Genomic DNA, 16800 nt, shown 5'->3' on the forward strand with positions numbered 1-16800 from the left:
GCGTGCATTTGGCTCGGCAAGTGATTGTCAGGCCGCGATTGAACCGGCAGGATTCAGGTTGCTTCGATGAGTGAAAGGCCGCCCATTTCGCCCCGGAGTCCGCGGGCAGCGCTGGAGCCCGAGCAGGTCCCACCGCCGCCGAAGCGATCGGACCGTGCGCGCAATCCGTTCGTGGTGGTCGGCAATGCCATCATCACGCTGCTGCTGATCGCCATGCTCGGCGCCGGCGGCGTCTATTATTACGGCCGGCAGGTGCTGGAGGCGCCAGGCCCGCTGAAGGAAGACAAGATCGTCAACATCCCGCAGCGCGCGGGCAAACGCGACATCGCCGAGACGCTGAACAGGGAAGGCGTCACCGATATCAATCCCTGGGTGTTCATCGCCAGCGTCGCCGCGTTGAAGGCGAGCTCCGATCTCAAGCCCGGCGAATATTCGTTCCAGAAGAACGCATCCTTGCGCGACGTCATCGCCACCATCGTCGAGGGCAAGGTGGTGCAGCATTCCGTCACGATTCCCGAGGGCCTGACCTCCGAGCAGATCGTGGCACGGCTGTCCGACAACGACATCTTCACCGGCAGCGTGCGTGAGCTGCCGCGCGAGGGCACGTTGTTGCCGGAGACCTACAAGTTCCCGCGCGGCACCACGCGCGAGCAGGTGATCCAGCGCATGCAGCAGGCGCACAAGCGCGTGCTCGGAGAGATCTGGGATCGCCGCAATCAGGACATTCCGGTGAAGACGCCGGAGCAACTCGTCACGCTCGCGTCCATCATCGAGAAGGAGACGGGCAGGCCGGATGAGCGCAGCCGCGTCGCCGCCGTGTTCGTCAACCGCCTGAAGCAGAGGATCAAGCTGCAGTCCGATCCGACGATCATCTACGGGCTCGTCGGCGGCAAAGGCACGCTGGGCCGTCCGATCAAGCGCAGCGAGATCACGCAGCCCTCGCCCTACAACACCTATGTGATCGAAGGCCTGCCGCCGGGCCCGATCGCCAACCCCGGCCGCGCCTCGCTTGAGGCTGCCGCCAATCCGGCGCGCACCCGCGACCTGTTCTTCGTGGCCGACGGCACCGGCGGCCACGCCTTCACCGAAACCTACGACGCGCATCAGAAGAACGTCGCAAAGCTCCGCGCGATGGAGAAGCAGATCCAGAACGACACGGTCGAGCCGCCCGAGGATGCGCAGCCGCCGGCCGCCGCAGCGCCCGCGACCGGCGATACGCCGACAGCGACCACGCCGGTGCGGCCCAATCAGCAGAAGAAGCAACCGTCACGGCCTGCCAATCCTGCTGCCCCCGCCAATCCCGCGCCGGCCCGGCAGGGCGCGGTACAGTCCTCGCCGCCGGTGGTGCAGCGCTAATGCATGATCCGGAAAAGTGCGAAGCGGTTTTCCGGAAAGATCACGCGTAAACAACAACCTAAAGCGCGATGACGATTCATCCAGCTCCCATCGCGCTTGAGGCTGACGCAGACCTGCCCACGGCATTGCGGATTCCACTTTCCGGCAAAATAGTCTTAAGATTCGCGTGGCTTGATGCCTCGCGAATCCCGTGTTCCTGGAGAATTTCAATCGATGGCGCTGTCGTCCATGACCGGCTTTGCCCGAAGCCACGGCGCGAGCGGGCTGTACACGTTCGAATGGGAATTGAAGTCGGTCAATGCCAAGGGCTTTGACCTGCGCGTGCGGCTGCCGCAGGGGTTCGACGAGGTCGAGGCTCACGCCAAGAAACGCGCCGGCGAGCTGTTGTCGCGCGGCACCGTCTACGCCAATCTCAACGTCAAGCGCGCCAACGCCGCCGCCACGGTTCGCGTCAACGAGGACGTGCTCAACGCCGTCCTGAAGGCGGCTGCGCTGATCGCCGGCAAGGTCGACGCGGTTGCGCCGAGCATCGACGGCCTGCTCGCCATCAAGGGCGTGGTCGAGGTCGCCGAGCCAGAGGGCGACGAGGAGGAGGACAAGGCCGCGCGTGCCGCCGCCGCCGAGGCCTTCGACAAGGCGCTCGACGATCTCGTCGAGATGCGCAAGCGCGAGGGTACTTCGCTCGGGCAGATCCTGACCCAGCGCGTCGATGAGATCGAGCAGTTGGCGAAGAAGGCGGAAGGCTCGCCCGGCCGCAAGCCGGAGGCGATCAAGGCCAAGCTCGCCGAACAGATCGCGGCTCTGCTCGACACGTCCGATCGTTTCGATGCCGACCGCCTGATGCAGGAGGCGATCCTGATCGCGACCAAGGCCGACATCCGCGAGGAGCTCGATCGCATCGCTTCGCACGTCGCGCAGGCGCGCGAGCTGATCGGCAAGGGCGGCCCGATCGGCCGCAAGCTGGATTTTTTAGCGCAGGAGTTTCACCGCGAGGTCAACACCTGCTGCTCGAAGTCGAACGACATCGAGCTCACCAATACCGGCCTCGCCATGAAGAATGTGGTCGAGCAGTTCCGCGAGCAGGTCCAGAATCTGGAGTGATCGATGACGACGGGCGGCCACGGAACTGACGGTGTCGAGCGGCGCGGCTTGATGTTCGTGCTGTCCTCGCCTTCGGGCGCGGGCAAGACGACGCTGTCACGTCTCTTGATCGAGCGGATGCCAGGCCTGAAAATGTCGGTCTCCGCGACGACGCGCGCGATGCGGCCGGGTGAGGTCAACGGCAAGGACTACACGTTCGTCGACAAGACGACGTTCGATGCGATGGTGAAAGCCGACGAACTTCTGGAATGGGCGACGGTGTTCGACAACAGCTATGGTACACCGCGTGGTCCCGTCGATGCGGCGCTGTCGGCGGGGCAGGATGTGCTGTTCGACATCGACTGGCAGGGCACTCAGCAACTAAAACAGAAGGCGCGCGCCGACGTCGTCAGCGTCTTCATCCTGCCGCCCTCGGCGGCCGATCTCGAGAAGCGCCTGCACTCGCGCGCGCAGGATTCCGACGATGTGATCCGCAAGCGCATGAGCCGCGCCAGCGACGAGATGAGCCACTGGGCCGAGTACGATTACATCGTGATCAACCACGACGTCGACGAAGCCTTCGCCGAAGTGCAGTCGATCCTGAAGGCCGAGCGCCTCAAGCGCGAGCGGCGGATCGGCCTCGTAGGCTTCGTTCGAAGCTTGCAAGCTCAGCTTCAAGGTTAGGCCGCGACAGGCGCGGGCCATCCTTCGCCATCTGCTCCAGCATCGTCGTGATCACGTCGACGTCGACCGCATCCTGGTCGCGAGCCGCCGGCGCTTGATCGCGATCCTTGCCGTTCTCGTTGGCGAGCTTGGGCGCGGCAGCCTCGATCTGGAATTTTCGGTCGAACCTCTTGATCTCGACCTCGTCGCGTTTGATCTCGGCGGGCTCGGCAGCCGATGCCGCTTCACGCCGCTTGCGCGCGTCGATCAACTCGATCTCGCGGCCGATCGCGGCAAGCTTGGTCACTTGCTTTACCGGTTGCGGACGTGCGGCATCGAAGTCGACGGGCTGCGGCGGCTGCGCGTTGGCTGCTATCGCACCGACCCACGGCGCGCGGCCTGCGTCCTGGTCGTGTGCCTGCCAATCGTCCCAATAGCCGTGACGATCAGCGGACTGGACGCGGACGCGCGCGCCGGCAAAGCGGTAGATGAGGCTGGCGAGCACGCCAGCGAGTGCCAGCGCGCCACCAATCACGAGCAGCAGCATCGGGAGCGAGCCGTGCGGCCTGTCGGCACTGCTGTCCGCCGCAGCGAGGGCGACCGGAGCAGGGGATTTTGCGGGCTTTGCGCCTGGCTGGGCGGCTGCCGCGACCACGGCAGGGGCCGGCTGCGGCGAGGGGACCGCTTGCGTCGGCTGCGGTGCAGGCGAAGTCGCTGCGGTGCTGGCGTCGGGCCAAGGCGTGGCGACGGCAGGCTGCTGCGCGGTCTCGGCGAGCGGAGTTGGCGACTGTTGCGCCACCGGCGGCGCACTGGCTGCCGCCGGCGCAGGCGCGGTCATGTTCGGCAGGGCCGGGGCCACACCGCTACGCGGCGCGGCGAGTTCGGCGCGCGCGTTCTGCACGGATTGTGGTGAGGCTGAATCCGTTTCTTGGGCGGCTTGCGCGTCGGGCGTTGCCTGCGCGGTCTGGGAGGCCTTGCTGCCTGCGGCGCGCAGATACCAGCACTTCTGCTTGGTCGAGCGTTCGAGGCGATAGTACCAGTGCTGTCCCTGCGGCGCGGCGCCCTTCGGCGATGCGAGGCAGTCGCCGGCGGCGTTGGCAGTGCTCGAAGTGGCCGGCGCGGTTGGCGCATTCTGCGACACGGCGGCCAGGGGCGCGCCGGCGATGATGCTGCCGACGAGCGCGGATACGAATTTTGCGGTGCGGTTGCCCATCCTGGTCTCCCGGTTACGCGTGACGCAACTCTAACCACCCCTTTGTCGTCAAAGACTTGGGTGGCAATGAGCCGCAAATCCGGAGAGGATGTGGCTTGAATCGGGCTCGCCGCGCGCTCGTTCCGGGGGGAAATCGGGCCTTTTCGGGCTTACTGCTGGCTGAGGTCCAGGTTCTGCCGCAGCCGTCGCTCCGCTGGACGTTCCAGGGCTGCCCTCGCCGCGCTTGCGGTCTCAGGACGGTGGTCATCGTCCGCTGTACGGCGCTCAACGCGCCTGTCCGACGGTCGCTGTTCTGTCTGGTTCGCCACGATTGGCGGTTTGCACGTCGCCGTCACCGACCCAGCGCGCGAGCATGACGGCCAAGGCAAACATGAACGCAATGATGGCGATCCGCTGCATCGGATCCAAATGCCGAATGACCCGACAAGGTTGCTCTCCTCGATGAGCTCAGGAACCCGCCGCCCGGGACACTTCATGCAGGAACCGGATGGAACGGCGCAGGTTACTTCGTCGCCGACAGAGGAGGACGCGATGGATATGAGGGATGCCTCAGCTATGACGGAAGCGTCCGGGCTGACGGACGAGCACCGGCAGACGTCCAGCCAGCAGCCCGACGCGCGGCCGGAGCGAGCAAGCCGTCGGCCGCCGTCGCCGTCTCCCGAGCTCGTGATGAAAATGGCCGACCAGCTGCGCGAGACAACCGTGAGAGCACCTTTGCGCTCGCTTCTTGTCGCATTTCTTCTTGGAGCCTGGTTCGTACGCCGGCGCTAGGTTGCCTCTTCGAGCCGAGAAGCTTGATGAATTTCGAACCTGTCAGGGACAGATGGAGGGAAGAATGAAGCGTTTGGCAATCGCGGCGACTATCCTGGCAGGTACTATCTCGTTCGCCATGGCGCAGAGTTCGGGAGGCGGTGCGGGTGGTTCGTCATCCTCTGGCGGCGCGAGTGCAGCCGGGACGAGCGGGACCAGCGGTTCGACGCTGTCGAATGGGACCACGCTGAGCGGAACGGGTGGTGCGCCGGGCCCTAACACCTCCAATGCCCTGCGCCGCGGCGCGACGGGTGACAGACTCGGCGTAGCGGCACCTGATCAGAATGGCGGTGGATCTCGGCCCACCTACAACACGCCAATTGCAGACGCCGCCGTCCGGCAACTTGGCGACACCAACCCAGGCGTCCTGAAGAAGTAGGCGGCGTGGCGTGCGGCTACTCGGGCAACCCCGCCGTCCGCATACCCTCGACGAACCTTGCCATGTGTTCCGGCCGATGCAGGAATATTTGCTCGTGGAGGTTTGATAATCGCAGGTTCGGTTGCAGCATGCGCAGCCGTGCCATCGCCTCCTGCTTCGGCCGTTCGCGGCCGGCAAGAGCATGGCTCATTGCCGAGACCCGCAATGCAACGGGCCAGCCAGGCCGCAGCTGCAGCGCGCGGTCGGACCAGGTCGAAGACTGGTCGAGGTCGCCAAGAAGGAAATAGGCAAAGGCCATCGCGCTGTAGGCGAGGTGCATCTGCGGGTCGAGCGGGCTAAGGCGCATGGCTGTGCGCAGGTGTTCGATGGCCAGTTCGCACTCTCCTGCATAGACGCGAATCCAGCCACTGCGCTGCCAGGCGGCCGCCAGATTAGGGTTCAATCGCAGCGCATGATCGATCAGCGCGACGCCCGCCTTGATGTCGCCGACGACATGAGCGACCGCATGCGCACTCCACGCCAGTGCGACGGCATCGCTCCGGCCGAGGTCTGCGCCTAACCTCGCCAGCCGGTCGGTCTCGGCCGTCTCCGTTGCGCGGTCAACGACCCAACCCGTTGACTTGCGCATGAGAAAGCAGCCCGCGGCGAGCGCGTAGGGTCTCGCAAACGTCGGATCGAGCTCGATCGAGCGATAGAAATGCTTTAGCGCGGCATCGTGACCTGCTCTCGTCCAGGCATGCCAGCCGGCCATGCCGCGCAGGAAGCAATCATAGGCGCTCAGACTTTCCGTCGGCTTGCGTTTCGCTCGCTCGATTTCCGCCTGTTCCAGCTTGGGGGCAATGGCGCCGACCACGCTGTGTGCCATCTGATCCTGCAGCTCGAAGATGTCATCGAGCGAACTCTCGAAGCGATCCGCCCAAATGTGCTTTCCGGTTTCCGCGTCGATCAGCTGGCCACTGATCCGCACGCGCTTGTTGACCTTGCGCACACTGCCTTCCAGCGCATAGCGCACGCCGAGGTCGCGTCCCACGGTCCGAACATCGACCGCCCGTCCCTTGTAGGTGAAGCTCGTATTGCGGGCGATGACGAACAGTTCGGAGAATCGGGACAATTCGGTGGTGATGTCCTCGACGATACCGTCGGTGAAGTAATCCTGCAGCGGATCTCCGCTCAAATTCGCGAACGGGAGCACGACGATCGAGGGCTGGTCGCCTAGACCGAGGTTGGCAGCCATCGTGTCCCTGGATGGCGAACTCGTTGCGGGTGCTTCCTCACGAACATGGCCGACAAAACGTAACCCCTTGCGGGGAAGCGTCTTGATCAGCCGCTGTTCCTCGCCGTTGTCGCCAATCGCCTTTCGGGCGCCGTTCAGCCGCGTCGTCAAAGCGGATTCCGACACGATGCGTCCGCCCCATATGCCGGCGATCAGGTCGTCCTTGGTGATGACGCGCTCGCGATTACGGATCAGAAAAGCGAGGATATCGAACACTTGCGGCGCGATGGCCACCAGCTCGCCGTCGCGGCGAAGCTCCCGCCGGTCGGTGTCGAGCGCATGATTTCCGAAGCAGTACAGCAACTTGCACTCCAAAACGGCAGGCGACGATCGCCAGGCTGAAATAAAGGCCACGGTAAGGATAAAGTAAGCCACTCGCAAAGCGAGCACGGCGGCGATATGCCATGGTCGCAGCCATCAGGTGCAGCAAAAAGGGCATCGGTCATGACCATTGCGCGTCGTAGACTGCTTCAGCTTGCCGCGAGCGTTGCCGCTCTGCCGCTCGTGGTTTCGCCCGTGCGAGCGGAAACCTACCCGGCGCGGCCGATCCGCCTGATCGTTCCGCAAGCGGCGGGAGGCGCTTCCGACATCAGCGCTCGACTGATCGGCCAATGGCTGTCGGACCGTCTCGGACAGCCCTGCTTGATCGAAAACCGGCCGGGCGCGGGCGGCAACATCGGGACCGAAGCGGTGGTGACGGCAGCGCCGGACGGCTATACGCTGCTTCTGGTCGGATCGTTCAACACGATCAACGCGACGCTTTACGATAAGCTCAGCTTCAATTTCATCCGTGATATCGCACCCGTCGGCGGTGTCATGCGAAACCCGCTTGTCATGGCCGTGCATCCTTCCTTGAGCGCGCGGACCGTTCCCGAGCTGATCGCTTACGCCAAGGCCAATCCGGGCAAGCTGAATTTCGGGTCCGCCGGCAATGGCAGTCCCCAGCACATGGCGGCCGAGCTATTCAAGATGATGACTGGCATCGAGATGATGCACGTACGGTATCGCGGCTCGGCGGCTTTGTTGACCGATCTTGTGCGCGGCGAGATCCAGCTCGCGTTCGATCCAATCTTTTCGTCGCTCGAACATGTGAAGTCCGGGACGCTGCGCGCGCTCGCGGTCACGACGGCGACGCGCGCTCCCGCCTTGCCGGACATCCCTGCGGTAGGGGAGGTCGTGCCCGGCTACGAGTCCGTCGGATGGGTGGGCATCGGAGTACCCCGGGATACGCCCGCGCAAATCGTCGACAAGCTCAACGCAGAGATCAATGCGGGTCTCGCGGATGCTGCCATCAAGGCGCGGCTGACGGAACTCGGCGGCGCGCCGCTGCCGGGCTCGCCGGACGAATTAGGCAGGCTCATTGCCGAGCAGACCGAGCGATGGGGAAAGGTGATCCGCACGGCGCAGATCAGAGCCGAATGACCTTGAGATATCGGAGTCGGCCATGTCCATGCGCTTCGACGAGGTGATCGCCACGCAGGAGCGCCTGCGCGAGCTCTCTGATTTGCCAAGCTTCCGCGCTCGCAACAAAGTCATCGACCATGTCGACGAGATATGCCGCCGCTTCATCGCGGCCTGTCCCTTCGTCCTCGTCGCTTCGCGCGGCGCTGATGGCCATATCGACGTCTCGCCTAAGGGAGATCCGGCCGGCTTCGTTGCGGTTCTCGACGACAGGACCTTGGCGATCCCCGATCGTCGGGGAAACAATCGTCTCGACACCTTTGAAAATCTGCTCGTGCATCCCGAGATCGGACTGCTCTTCATGATTCCGGGCCACGGCGATACGCTGCGCATCAGCGGCACCGGAACAATCGTTCGTGACGGCGCGCTGCAAGCGCGTTTGGCCGTCGAAGGCAAGCCGCCAAATTTGATCCTGGTGATTGAGATAAACGAGGTCTTTTTACACTGTCCGAAGTGTGTGGTCCGCTCGAAGCTGTGGAGCCCGGAACACTGGCCAAACCGCTCGAGCCTGCCGTCGCTGGCCCACGCGATCGTGACGCACGCGCGATCCGGCGAAACGGAAGCGGAGGTTCAGGCAGTCATCGACCACGGGATCGCCAATCTCTACTAAACCGCGATCGCTCATCGATAGAGCGAGTTCGTGCGCTCGATGCAGCCCGTTCCACCCGCGAAACTTCTCTCCTCCGCCGCCGTTGAATCGCGGCTGAGGAGAGGTCATGCCGATCAAGGACCAGATCAAGAATTTCGCGAAGAAGTTGGTGGAGGAGCATCCCGATCCCTCCATGCTACGAGCCCTGGTGTCGGCTCGCAAGCCAGCGGCCATCCATTTCCGGGACGACGGGATCGTGCCGAACAACCCTCATCTTCCCATGCTGCTCTATCGCGGCGCGGTGAATCTCAAGTCCCGGCGCTTTCCTCCCGAGGTCGTCATCGACACGCTGTTCGATTCGAATGGCTGGGGTCGGTCATGGCGCGATACGGTTTACGATTTCGTCCACTATCATTCGCAAATCCACGAAGTGATGGGCGTAGCTCGTGGCACCGCGCGGATCGAGTGCGGTGGGGTCAAGGGCCGCATCTTGCGCGTGAAGGCCGGCGACGTCCTGGTGCTACCGGCAGGCACCGGACATCGGCTGATCGAGTCCAGCCGCGACTTCTTGGTCGTCGGAGCCTATCCGCAAGCCGGGACATATGACGAGTGTACCGACACGCGCGAGCGTCCCGACGCCATCAAGCGCATTGCCAAGGTCCGCAAGCCGAAGACCGATCCCGTGCTGGGCCCCCGCGGCCCGCTGCTGAAATCGTGGCGGAGAGAGGCCGTACGCTCGTAGGGATGCCGACTGCTCGCGCCCGCGCATCGCGGAAGCCACCCGGGAACACGGGTGCTCTCCGCGAGTTGCCGTGCATGTCCCTTCCGAAATCAAGAGGCTGGCTCACCGAGATTGGCGTTGCCACAGCGCGACCGGCCGCGTTTGCGGTGTTCCTCATCTACGGCATTGCCTGGATCGCGGTCGGCAACGGGCTCGAATGGCATTCCTTCGCCACCCTGGCGACATGGGGCATGACGCTGGTAATCCAACGCGCCGAGCACCGCGACACCCAGGCGATCCATGCCAAGCTCGATGAATTGCTCAAGGTCGCCGGCCGTGAGCATGTGATGACGGTCGACGATGAGGACGCCGAAGAGGTCGAGTCTCAGCGGGAGGAGATTCGGCGTTCTGGATGATGCGTCGCGCACCCAGACCGCCATCATACGCCTCGTTCAGCGCAGATAGTCAGGCCTAAAATCGGCGAGCTTGCGCAGTTCATCGGGCTGCAGCAGTTCGATCTCGCTGCCCTCCCACGCGATCAACCCGCGATGCCTGAGCTCCTGGATGGTCCGGTTGACGTGGACGATCGATAATCCGCAGGCGTCGGCGACGTGCCGTTGCGTCATCGGCATCTGGAAGCAGCCGTCGGCGACGAGACCGACGATCTCCAGCCGCGCGGCGAGCTCGCAGATCAGATGCGCCACCTTGGGCAGCGCCGCCTGCGCGCCGAGGCGGGCGATCCATTGCCGCGAGATCGCCGCATCGATCAGCGTCTCGCGCCAGAACGCGCGGGTCAGGTGGATGGAGCCATCGAGAAGCTGCCGGAGCACGCCGTGCGCGACATAGCCGACGATGGAAGGCCCGAGGCTGACGAGATCTGCATCCATCGGCGAGACCAGCAACGTGTGCAGGCAAGGCATGTCGCCGGGCACGTGGAAGGCGAGGATCTGGCTTCGGTCGCCGACGATGCGCGCCTGGTAGAGGAAGCCGCTGACGACGAAGACGCTGCGCGAGGCGCCTTCGCCCTGGCGCAGAACGATCTCACCGTCCGCGACTGGGCGCAGCGTTGAGGGCAGGCCGGCGATCTGCCGGCGTTCCTCGTCGGAAAGGCCTTCGATCGCCTGGAGACGCGTGATGAACTTCGGATGCGGCATGAGACCGGATATGCGCCTCAGCGATCGGGCACTTCGACGAAGCGACGCGAGAGTTTTGCGATCGTCCAATCGGAGACGGGCTTAGCGCGGAACTCGCGGATGGCGCGGGCGAGTTCCTGATCGGACATCGGATTTGCCGGCTCTTGCAGGGTGCCGTTCCGGAAGGCATCGCTGATGCGGTCCAGATGCTGATTTTGTTCCGATGCAAAGAGGTAGCGAATGCGCTCCAGGATGGTCGGTGGTGTCATGAGAAGAGCTGCGAAGCCCGCTTTCGGAGGATGGGACGGATGCGACTCGGCGATGTCGCAAATCGATTAGCAACCTGTGCTTCCGATAAGCGTTCTAGTCCGCTGTACGTAGGCCGGATGTATCATTTGATAGAACCGGCGGGATTTTTGGCGGTCTCATGGACAAAGCCCACGATGTGCTGATCCGGAACCTGTGCGAGCACACCCCATTGGTCGAGGACGATATCGCCGAAATCCGGGAACTGACCTTCAACCTTCGTGATCTGGAGCCCAACGAGGATTTCATCCGCCAGGGCGATAAGCCCGAGCATTCGGTGCTGGTCGTCTCGGGCGCCGTCGCTCGCTACCATCTGCTCGGCAGTGGTCGCCGGCAATATCTCGCGTTTCATTTCACCGGCGACCTGCCGGACGCACAGGGCCTGTTCATCGATGAGATGGACCATGGGCTGAGTGCGCTGGGACCGGCGTCGGTCGCCTTCATCCCGCATCGCGAATTGTTCGCCGCGTTCCGGCGGCGGCCGGTTTTCGGGATGGCGGTTTGGCGCGAAACCTTGCTCGATGCAGCGATCTTCCGCGAGGCCATCACCAACAACAGCGCGCGGCCAATGCAGACGCGCATGGCACATCTGTTCTGCGAGCTGTTCTACCGCGCCCGCGCCGCGCAACTCGTCCGCGCCAATCGCTGCCGCATGCCGATCAGTCTCGCCCAGCTTGGCGAGACGCTGGGCATGGCGATCGCAACCGTGAACCGGACACTCGCCGACCTCCGGCGGAGTGGGGCGATGGATCTTCGCGAGGGCGAGCTGATCGTGCTGAAATGGCGCGAGTTGCAGCGGCTCGGCGATTTCAGTCCGGCCTATCTGCACCTGAAGCGTCAGTCCTCGCCGCCGCCCTGAGCCGCGGCCGGCACCCAGCTTGAGGGGGAACAACTTCCTCCTCGGCACGTCATTTCTGGGACGAGGGAGATGCTCATGAAAGCGCTCATCGCTGCGGTCACGTTTGCCGCCATGACCGGGCCTGCCATCGCCCAGAACACCGGACCCGTGCCGCAGAGCGGCATGGAAAGGCCGGAGAACACCAACGGCGCCACCGAAAGAGGCGCGATGGACACCACCGGCATGAATGCGAACCGGGCCAATCGGTCCGGCATGAAGGATATGTCCAAGAGAGAGAACCGGACCGACGGCAAGAAGAAGTAAAGCGCCAGCGGGGTGGTCGCCGCTATCTACGGCGGCGCTCTCGTTCCGACTTGCGACCGCCTCAATCGCGCGCGCAGCAATCGACCAGCGCGCGCCAGATGCGGTCGACCTGCGGGGTCCTGCGAGATTCGAAGGCGGCATCGTCTTCCGCACGCGGCGACGTCGCGGTGCGCCTGTCGCGCGGCTCGATCCAGCGCTCCGAGATGGGATCGTACCATCGGCCGAGGGTCATCACGTCAGTCGCTCCTTCATTGCGTGACGGGAGACCAACGCGATCAACGTTCGCGACGTTCCTTATTCGACGTCATCTATTCGAGGCTCAATGAAACTTTGTTCTCGGCCGGAGAACTACGGGAATCCGGCCCCCTACGGCCCGCGCCCGGCTGGGGGTAGCGGTGAACATACGAAGGCTTGCGGCCATCAACCGCGTCGCGAAGGACGATCAGCCAAGGCGCGCTTCACGTTTCCCGGCGTTGTCGCTCTTGGCCGCATGCGCGCGGTAGATGTCGATCGCCCTGTTGGCGAGCATCAGCTGCCGGCGTTCGCCGGTCCGAAGCTGCGCTTCGATGGCGTCGAGAATGACGTTGGCGCTCTCGTCCGGAGAACCGAGCTCGCCGCTCTTCTCCAGACAGCTCCAGGCAATGAAGAATGCGCTTTCGACTGTGCATCGGATCGACATGCGCAGCCAACGCAGGCCGGCCGCAGGCGTTCCCTGCGGCGGGCGAGACTTGCGTCGGGCCCGCCGCAGGGCTGTCAGTTCTTCAGCACGATGCGGCCGACGACCTTGCCGGCACGCAGTTCGTCGATCCATTTCTGGACGTCGCCCATCGGCTCCTCGCGCATCGGCGTCGGCTTGATCTTGCCGGCGCGGGCCAGCGCCATCAGCTCGTGGGCCTCAGTGAGCGTGCCGACCATGAAGCCCTCGATGGTCATGCGCTTGTAGACCCATTGCACCATCGGCAGCGTGAACTGGCCGCCCATCAGGCCGGAGACCACGATCTTGCCGCCGCGCGCGGCGACCGCGACGGCGAAGGCCATCGACTTCTCGTTGCCGGCGAAATCGACGATCTCGTCGAAGCCGCCATCGGTCTCCTTGAGGATGCGCTTGATCACGTCTGGCTCGGCCGGATCGTAGGCAACAGCCGCGCCGTTCTTCAGCGCGGTGTCGCGCGCTGCCGGCGAGAGGTCGGCGACCGTGATCGGCTGCTTGAACATCGCCTGCGCGAACGACAGGCCCATCATGCCGACGCCGCCGAGGCCGATCAGCAGCAAATTGCGCTGGCGCGGACGGTCGACCAGGCGCTTGAGCGCGCCGTAAGCGGTCACGCCCGAGCACATCAGGGTCGCGGCCTGGTTGACGGGCAGGGGATCATAGTCGAGCAGATATTTCGCGTCGGGCACCAGCACGTGGGTGGCGAAGCCGCCGTCGATGGAGACGCCGAGGAAGCGCTGCTTGACGCAGAGGTTCTCGTCGCCGTTCTGGCAGTCGCGGCACTGGCCGCAGCCGATCCACGGAAACACCGCCTTCTTCGTGCCGACGAGACCGGCTTCGACATCCGGGCCGACCTCGTCGACGACGCCGGCGATCTCGTGGCCGAGCGTGAAGGGCAGCGTCATGCCGCGCGTGGTGTCCAGCTTCTTGCCGCCGCCGAGATCGGCATAGCCGTCCTGGATGTGGAGATCGGAGTGGCAGAGGCCGCAGCGCTCGATGCGCACCAAAACTTCGCGGCCTTGCGGCTTGGGCGTGTCGACGATGGTCTCGCACAAGGGCGCGTCGAACTTGACCAGGGACTGCCTGCGCATCAGCGCCATATTCCTTCCTCCGAAATTCCTGTTATTCAGCCTGCTTTCGTATATCCGCCAATTCGCAGGCCATGGCAACAAAGCCGGAAATCGGAATGGTCTCGGCGCGCCGCGTCGCATCGACGCCGGCCGCTTGCGCGAGCCGCGCGGGATCGGCGCCGAGCGATTTCAGGCTTTGCCGCAGCATCTTGCGGCGCTGGCCGAAGGCCGCGGCGGCGACCTGTTCGAGCAGTCTGCGATCGCAGGGCAAAGGTTCTGCACGCGGTGTGAGGCGCACGACGGAGGAGGTGACCTTCGGCGGCGGCACGAAGGCGGACGGCGCGATGTCGAACAGGATCTTGGTCTCACAGCGCCAATTGGCGAGCACGCCGAGACGGCCGTAGGCCTCCTCGTCCTCGCGGGCGACGATGCGCTCACCGACCTCGCGCTGGAACATCAGCACCATCATCTCATACCAGGGCGGCCAGGGCTCGATCGTGAGCCAGTTGATCAGGAGCTGGGTCGCAATGTTGTAGGGCAGGTTGGCGACGATTTTTGCGCGTTCGCCATCGAGCAGCGGACGCGGGTCGAAGGTCATGGCATCGCCATGCACGATCTCGAGTCTATCAGGGTAGCGCGCGGAAATATCCTGCAGCGCCGGTATCGCGCGCTCGTCATGCTCGATAGCGATGACGCGCCGCGCGCCGAGCGCGAGCAAGGCGCGCGTCAGCCCGCCCGGGCCGGGGCCGATCTCGACGATGGTGCAGTCTTCGAGCGGCGCCGCCGCACGTGCGATGCGCGCGGTCAGATTGAGGTCGAGCAGGAAGTTCTGCCCCAGCGATTTTCGGGCCGACAGCGCATGCTGGCGGATGACCTCGCGCAGCGGCGGGAGGTCGTCGATCGCGCTCATCAGAGCGTCGCCGCCGCCATGCGGCTCGCCAGGCGAAGCGCCGCGATCAGGCTGGCCGGATTGGCTTTGCCGGTGCCGGCGATGTCGAAGGCGGTGCCGTGATCGGGCGAGGTGCGGATGAAGGGCAGGCCGAGCGTGACGTTGACGGCATCGTCGAAGGCCACCGTCTTGATCGGGATCAGCGCCTGGTCGTGATACATGCAGACCGCGCAGTCATAGGTGTTGCGCGCGGCTTCGTGGAACATGGTGTCGGCGGGCAGCGGGCCCCGGGCCTCGATGCCGTCGTTGCGCAGCAGCTTCAGCGCCGGCGCGATGATGGTCTGCTCCTCATGGCCGAGCGAGCCGTCCTCGCCGGCGTGCGGATTGAGGCCGGAGACCGCAATGCGCGGCTTCGTGATGCCGAAGCGGGATTGGAGCTCGGTCGCGACGATGCGGACGGTCGAGACGATCAGCTCGCTCGTGAGCTGGGCCAGCGCCTCGCGCAGCGAGACGTGGATGGTCACGGGCACCACGGCGAGCCGCGGCGACCACAGCATCATCACCGGCTGCGGCACGCGGCCGTCCACGGCTGCGAGCTCGGCGAGGTATTCGGTGTGGCCGGGATGGCGGAAGCCCGCGCGATAGAGCACGCTCTTGGCGATCGGATTGGTGACGACGGCGGCGGCGCGTCCTTCGCGGACGTCGGTGACCGCCTGGCGAATCGAGGCGAGCGCGGCCGGCGCGCTCGATGCGTCGGGCTTGCCGGGCTCGGCGGTGACGCGCTCGCCGGTGGCAACCACGGGAAGGGCGTCGGCAAAGGCAGCCTCGGCATTGCCGGCATTGACCGCGGCGATGCTGATGTCGGCGCCGATCGCCTTGGCGCGCCTTGCGATCAGCGCCTCGTCGCCGAGCAGATAGAAGGCGGGCAGGTCCAACTCGCGGCGCCTGAGCCAGGCCGCGATGGTGATGTCGGGACCGATGCCGGCGGGCTCTCCCAGGGTCAGGGCGAGGGGCCTTGCCGGGCGCTCTGAAGAGGACTCGGCCATCAGCGGTTGCGATATTCGATCATCGCCGCCTTGCGGAGCTCGTCGAGATAGGCCTTCTGGGTCTTCTCGTACTTCTCCTGATACATCTTCTCGCGGACCTCACGCTTCTTCGGCGTGTCGATCATGGTCGGCTTGCGTGAGCACAGCACCACCATCTCGATGCCGTTCTTGGTCATCTCGGGCGCGGTCAGACGGCCGATCGGCGTGTCGTCGAGCACCTTGCGCAGCGGCTCGGGCAGTTCCGCCGTGGTCTTGGTCACGGTGTCGCGGATGGTGGCGTTCGGGGTCGAGCGGAACAGCGAGTTGGCTTCCGCGCAGCTTGCGACGCGCGAGCGATAGGTCTCGGCTTCCTTCTTGCGCGTTTCCAGGAATGCCGGAGACGAGCCGCGGGGCACGATCAGCACGATCGGCTGCATCTTGTATTCGGTGCCCTCGATCTGGAGTTTCTCGCCGGTCTGGGCCTGGACGGCCTGCGCGACGTCGCGCTCGCCGACCATCAGCTTCTCCTTGTAGCGGCCGCGCACGAGGCTGGTCCAGACCATCTCGGACTTCATGCGGGCCTTCAGCGTCTCGGGGCGCACGCCCTTGGATTCGAGCGACTTGGTGAGCTGATCCGGCGTGATGCGCATGCGCTGCGCCATGCCTTCGTAGGACTGGTTGATGTCGGAGACGCCGGGATCGACCCCGTACTTCTTGCCCTCCCTCATCTTCACCTTGTCGTCGATCAGTTCATTGATCACCTGCTCCCGCGTCGGAACCTTCTGGGTCGTCAGCTGATCGAGCTTGGAGCGCTGCTCGATGTCGAAATCGGTGATCGGTTCGCCGTTGACCATGAGCACGATGTTCTGTGCGCGCGACGGCGAGGGCAGGCCCGTCATGATCAGTCCCACACCGAGGACGAGCAGGAGGCGGAACACAGGCAATGGGATCGTCATGG

General features: G+C 64.8%; 20 protein-coding genes. 9 read left to right on the forward strand and 11 right to left on the reverse strand.

The features are described 5' to 3' along the window. The first annotated feature begins 66 nt into the window (after window positions 1-66). From mltG to gmk, 3 genes are all read left to right on the forward strand, one after another. The gene (gene mltG / locus BCCGELA001_RS17050; RefSeq protein WP_060735850.1) at window positions 67-1356 is read left to right on the forward strand and encodes an endolytic transglycosylase MltG; all 1290 of its coding nucleotides are present in this window, start codon (window positions 67-69) and stop codon (window positions 1354-1356) included. A 213-nt stretch (window positions 1357-1569) separates the two neighbouring features. Continuing rightward, window positions 1570-2457, forward strand: a complete 888-nt coding sequence (locus tag BCCGELA001_RS17055) for a YicC/YloC family endoribonuclease (RefSeq protein ID WP_008551785.1) — start codon at window positions 1570-1572, stop codon at window positions 2455-2457. Window positions 2458-2460: 3 nt separating this feature from the next. Beyond that, on the forward strand, window positions 2461-3120 hold the full coding sequence (gene gmk, locus BCCGELA001_RS17060; protein WP_060735851.1) for a guanylate kinase: 660 nt from the start codon (window positions 2461-2463) through the stop codon (window positions 3118-3120). On the opposite strand, the gene BCCGELA001_RS17065 is transcribed toward gmk, so the two are convergent. The 3 genes from BCCGELA001_RS17065 to BCCGELA001_RS17075 all read right to left on the reverse strand — a co-directional run bounded on the left by BCCGELA001_RS17065 (window position 3053) and on the right by BCCGELA001_RS17075 (window position 7077). Further along, window positions 3053-4312, reverse strand: coding sequence for a hypothetical protein (locus tag BCCGELA001_RS17065; RefSeq protein WP_060735852.1), 1260 nt, complete (start codon window positions 4310-4312; stop codon window positions 3053-3055). The two genes, gmk and BCCGELA001_RS17065, sit on opposite strands and share 68 nt — an antisense overlap. A gap of 264 nt (window positions 4313-4576) precedes the next feature. Further along, entirely contained in the window at window positions 4577-4711 is a 135-nt protein-coding gene (locus tag BCCGELA001_RS39285; RefSeq protein ID WP_257721964.1) for a hypothetical protein, read from the reverse strand. Window positions 4712-5517: 806 nt separating this feature from the next. Continuing rightward, window positions 5518-7077, reverse strand: a complete 1560-nt coding sequence (locus BCCGELA001_RS17075; protein ID WP_060735853.1) for a winged helix-turn-helix domain-containing tetratricopeptide repeat protein — start codon at window positions 7075-7077, stop codon at window positions 5518-5520. A gap of 141 nt (window positions 7078-7218) precedes the next feature. On the opposite strand from BCCGELA001_RS17075, the gene BCCGELA001_RS17080 reads away from it, so the two are divergent. The 4 genes from BCCGELA001_RS17080 (at window position 7219) to BCCGELA001_RS17095 (ending at window position 9961) form a co-directional block, all read left to right on the forward strand. Then, window positions 7219-8196 carry a Bug family tripartite tricarboxylate transporter substrate binding protein gene (locus tag BCCGELA001_RS17080; RefSeq protein WP_008551765.1) on the forward strand — a complete coding sequence of 326 codons (978 nt, stop codon included), beginning with the start codon at window positions 7219-7221 and terminating at the stop codon, window positions 8194-8196. Window positions 8197-8218: 22 nt separating this feature from the next. Continuing rightward, window positions 8219-8845, forward strand: coding sequence for a pyridoxamine 5'-phosphate oxidase family protein (locus BCCGELA001_RS17085; protein WP_008551764.1), 627 nt, complete (start codon window positions 8219-8221; stop codon window positions 8843-8845). A 106-nt stretch (window positions 8846-8951) separates the two neighbouring features. After that, window positions 8952-9566, forward strand: coding sequence for a Cupin 2 barrel domain-containing protein (locus tag BCCGELA001_RS17090; RefSeq protein WP_008551762.1), 615 nt, complete (start codon window positions 8952-8954; stop codon window positions 9564-9566). Between the two features lie 74 nt (window positions 9567-9640). Further along, the gene (locus BCCGELA001_RS17095; RefSeq protein ID WP_008551761.1) at window positions 9641-9961 is read left to right on the forward strand and encodes a low affinity iron permease family protein; all 321 of its coding nucleotides are present in this window, start codon (window positions 9641-9643) and stop codon (window positions 9959-9961) included. A 36-nt stretch (window positions 9962-9997) separates the two neighbouring features. Here the strand turns inward: BCCGELA001_RS17095 and BCCGELA001_RS17100 are convergent, their stop codons facing one another. After that, window positions 9998-10699 carry a Crp/Fnr family transcriptional regulator gene (locus BCCGELA001_RS17100; RefSeq protein ID WP_060735854.1) on the reverse strand — a complete coding sequence of 234 codons (702 nt, stop codon included), beginning with the start codon at window positions 10697-10699 and terminating at the stop codon, window positions 9998-10000. 17 nt (window positions 10700-10716) lie between these two features. Next, window positions 10717-10947 (reverse strand): hypothetical protein, encoded by a 231-nt coding sequence (locus tag BCCGELA001_RS17105; RefSeq protein ID WP_008551757.1) that lies wholly within the window; start codon window positions 10945-10947, stop codon window positions 10717-10719. A gap of 158 nt (window positions 10948-11105) precedes the next feature. Between BCCGELA001_RS17105 and BCCGELA001_RS17110 the strand changes: the two genes are divergently transcribed. Beyond that, complete coding sequence (locus BCCGELA001_RS17110) at window positions 11106-11843, forward strand: Crp/Fnr family transcriptional regulator (RefSeq protein ID WP_060735855.1); 738 nt, start codon at window positions 11106-11108, stop codon at window positions 11841-11843. Window positions 11844-11918: 75 nt separating this feature from the next. Then, window positions 11919-12146 carry a hypothetical protein gene (locus tag BCCGELA001_RS17115; protein WP_144441337.1) on the forward strand — a complete coding sequence of 76 codons (228 nt, stop codon included), beginning with the start codon at window positions 11919-11921 and terminating at the stop codon, window positions 12144-12146. Window positions 12147-12207: 61 nt separating this feature from the next. On the opposite strand, the gene BCCGELA001_RS38345 is transcribed toward BCCGELA001_RS17115, so the two are convergent. From BCCGELA001_RS38345 to BCCGELA001_RS17140, 6 genes are all read right to left on the reverse strand, one after another. Then, the gene (locus BCCGELA001_RS38345; protein ID WP_008551746.1) at window positions 12208-12378 is read right to left on the reverse strand and encodes a hypothetical protein; all 171 of its coding nucleotides are present in this window, start codon (window positions 12376-12378) and stop codon (window positions 12208-12210) included. Between the two features lie 210 nt (window positions 12379-12588). Beyond that, window positions 12589-12825, reverse strand: coding sequence for a hypothetical protein (locus BCCGELA001_RS17120; RefSeq protein ID WP_060735856.1), 237 nt, complete (start codon window positions 12823-12825; stop codon window positions 12589-12591). A gap of 74 nt (window positions 12826-12899) precedes the next feature. Beyond that, window positions 12900-13958, reverse strand: a complete 1059-nt coding sequence (locus BCCGELA001_RS17125) for an alcohol dehydrogenase (protein WP_060735857.1) — start codon at window positions 13956-13958, stop codon at window positions 12900-12902. 22 nt (window positions 13959-13980) lie between these two features. Beyond that, the gene (gene rsmA / locus BCCGELA001_RS17130; protein WP_008551745.1) at window positions 13981-14838 is read right to left on the reverse strand and encodes a 16S rRNA (adenine(1518)-N(6)/adenine(1519)-N(6))-dimethyltransferase RsmA; all 858 of its coding nucleotides are present in this window, start codon (window positions 14836-14838) and stop codon (window positions 13981-13983) included. Next, a complete protein-coding gene (pdxA, locus tag BCCGELA001_RS17135; protein ID WP_060735858.1) occupies window positions 14838-15863 on the reverse strand; it encodes a 4-hydroxythreonine-4-phosphate dehydrogenase PdxA in 1026 nt (341 codons plus the stop codon). The genes rsmA and pdxA overlap by 1 nt, the downstream gene beginning before the upstream one ends. Continuing rightward, window positions 15863-16798, reverse strand: a complete 936-nt coding sequence (locus tag BCCGELA001_RS17140) for a SurA N-terminal domain-containing protein (RefSeq protein ID WP_060735859.1) — start codon at window positions 16796-16798, stop codon at window positions 15863-15865. The genes pdxA and BCCGELA001_RS17140 overlap by 1 nt, the downstream gene beginning before the upstream one ends. Window positions 16799-16800: the final 2 nt, after the last annotated feature.

The organism is Bradyrhizobium sp. CCGE-LA001, from assembly GCF_000296215.2.
In the GTDB taxonomy this organism is placed as follows: domain Bacteria; phylum Pseudomonadota; class Alphaproteobacteria; order Rhizobiales; family Xanthobacteraceae; genus Bradyrhizobium.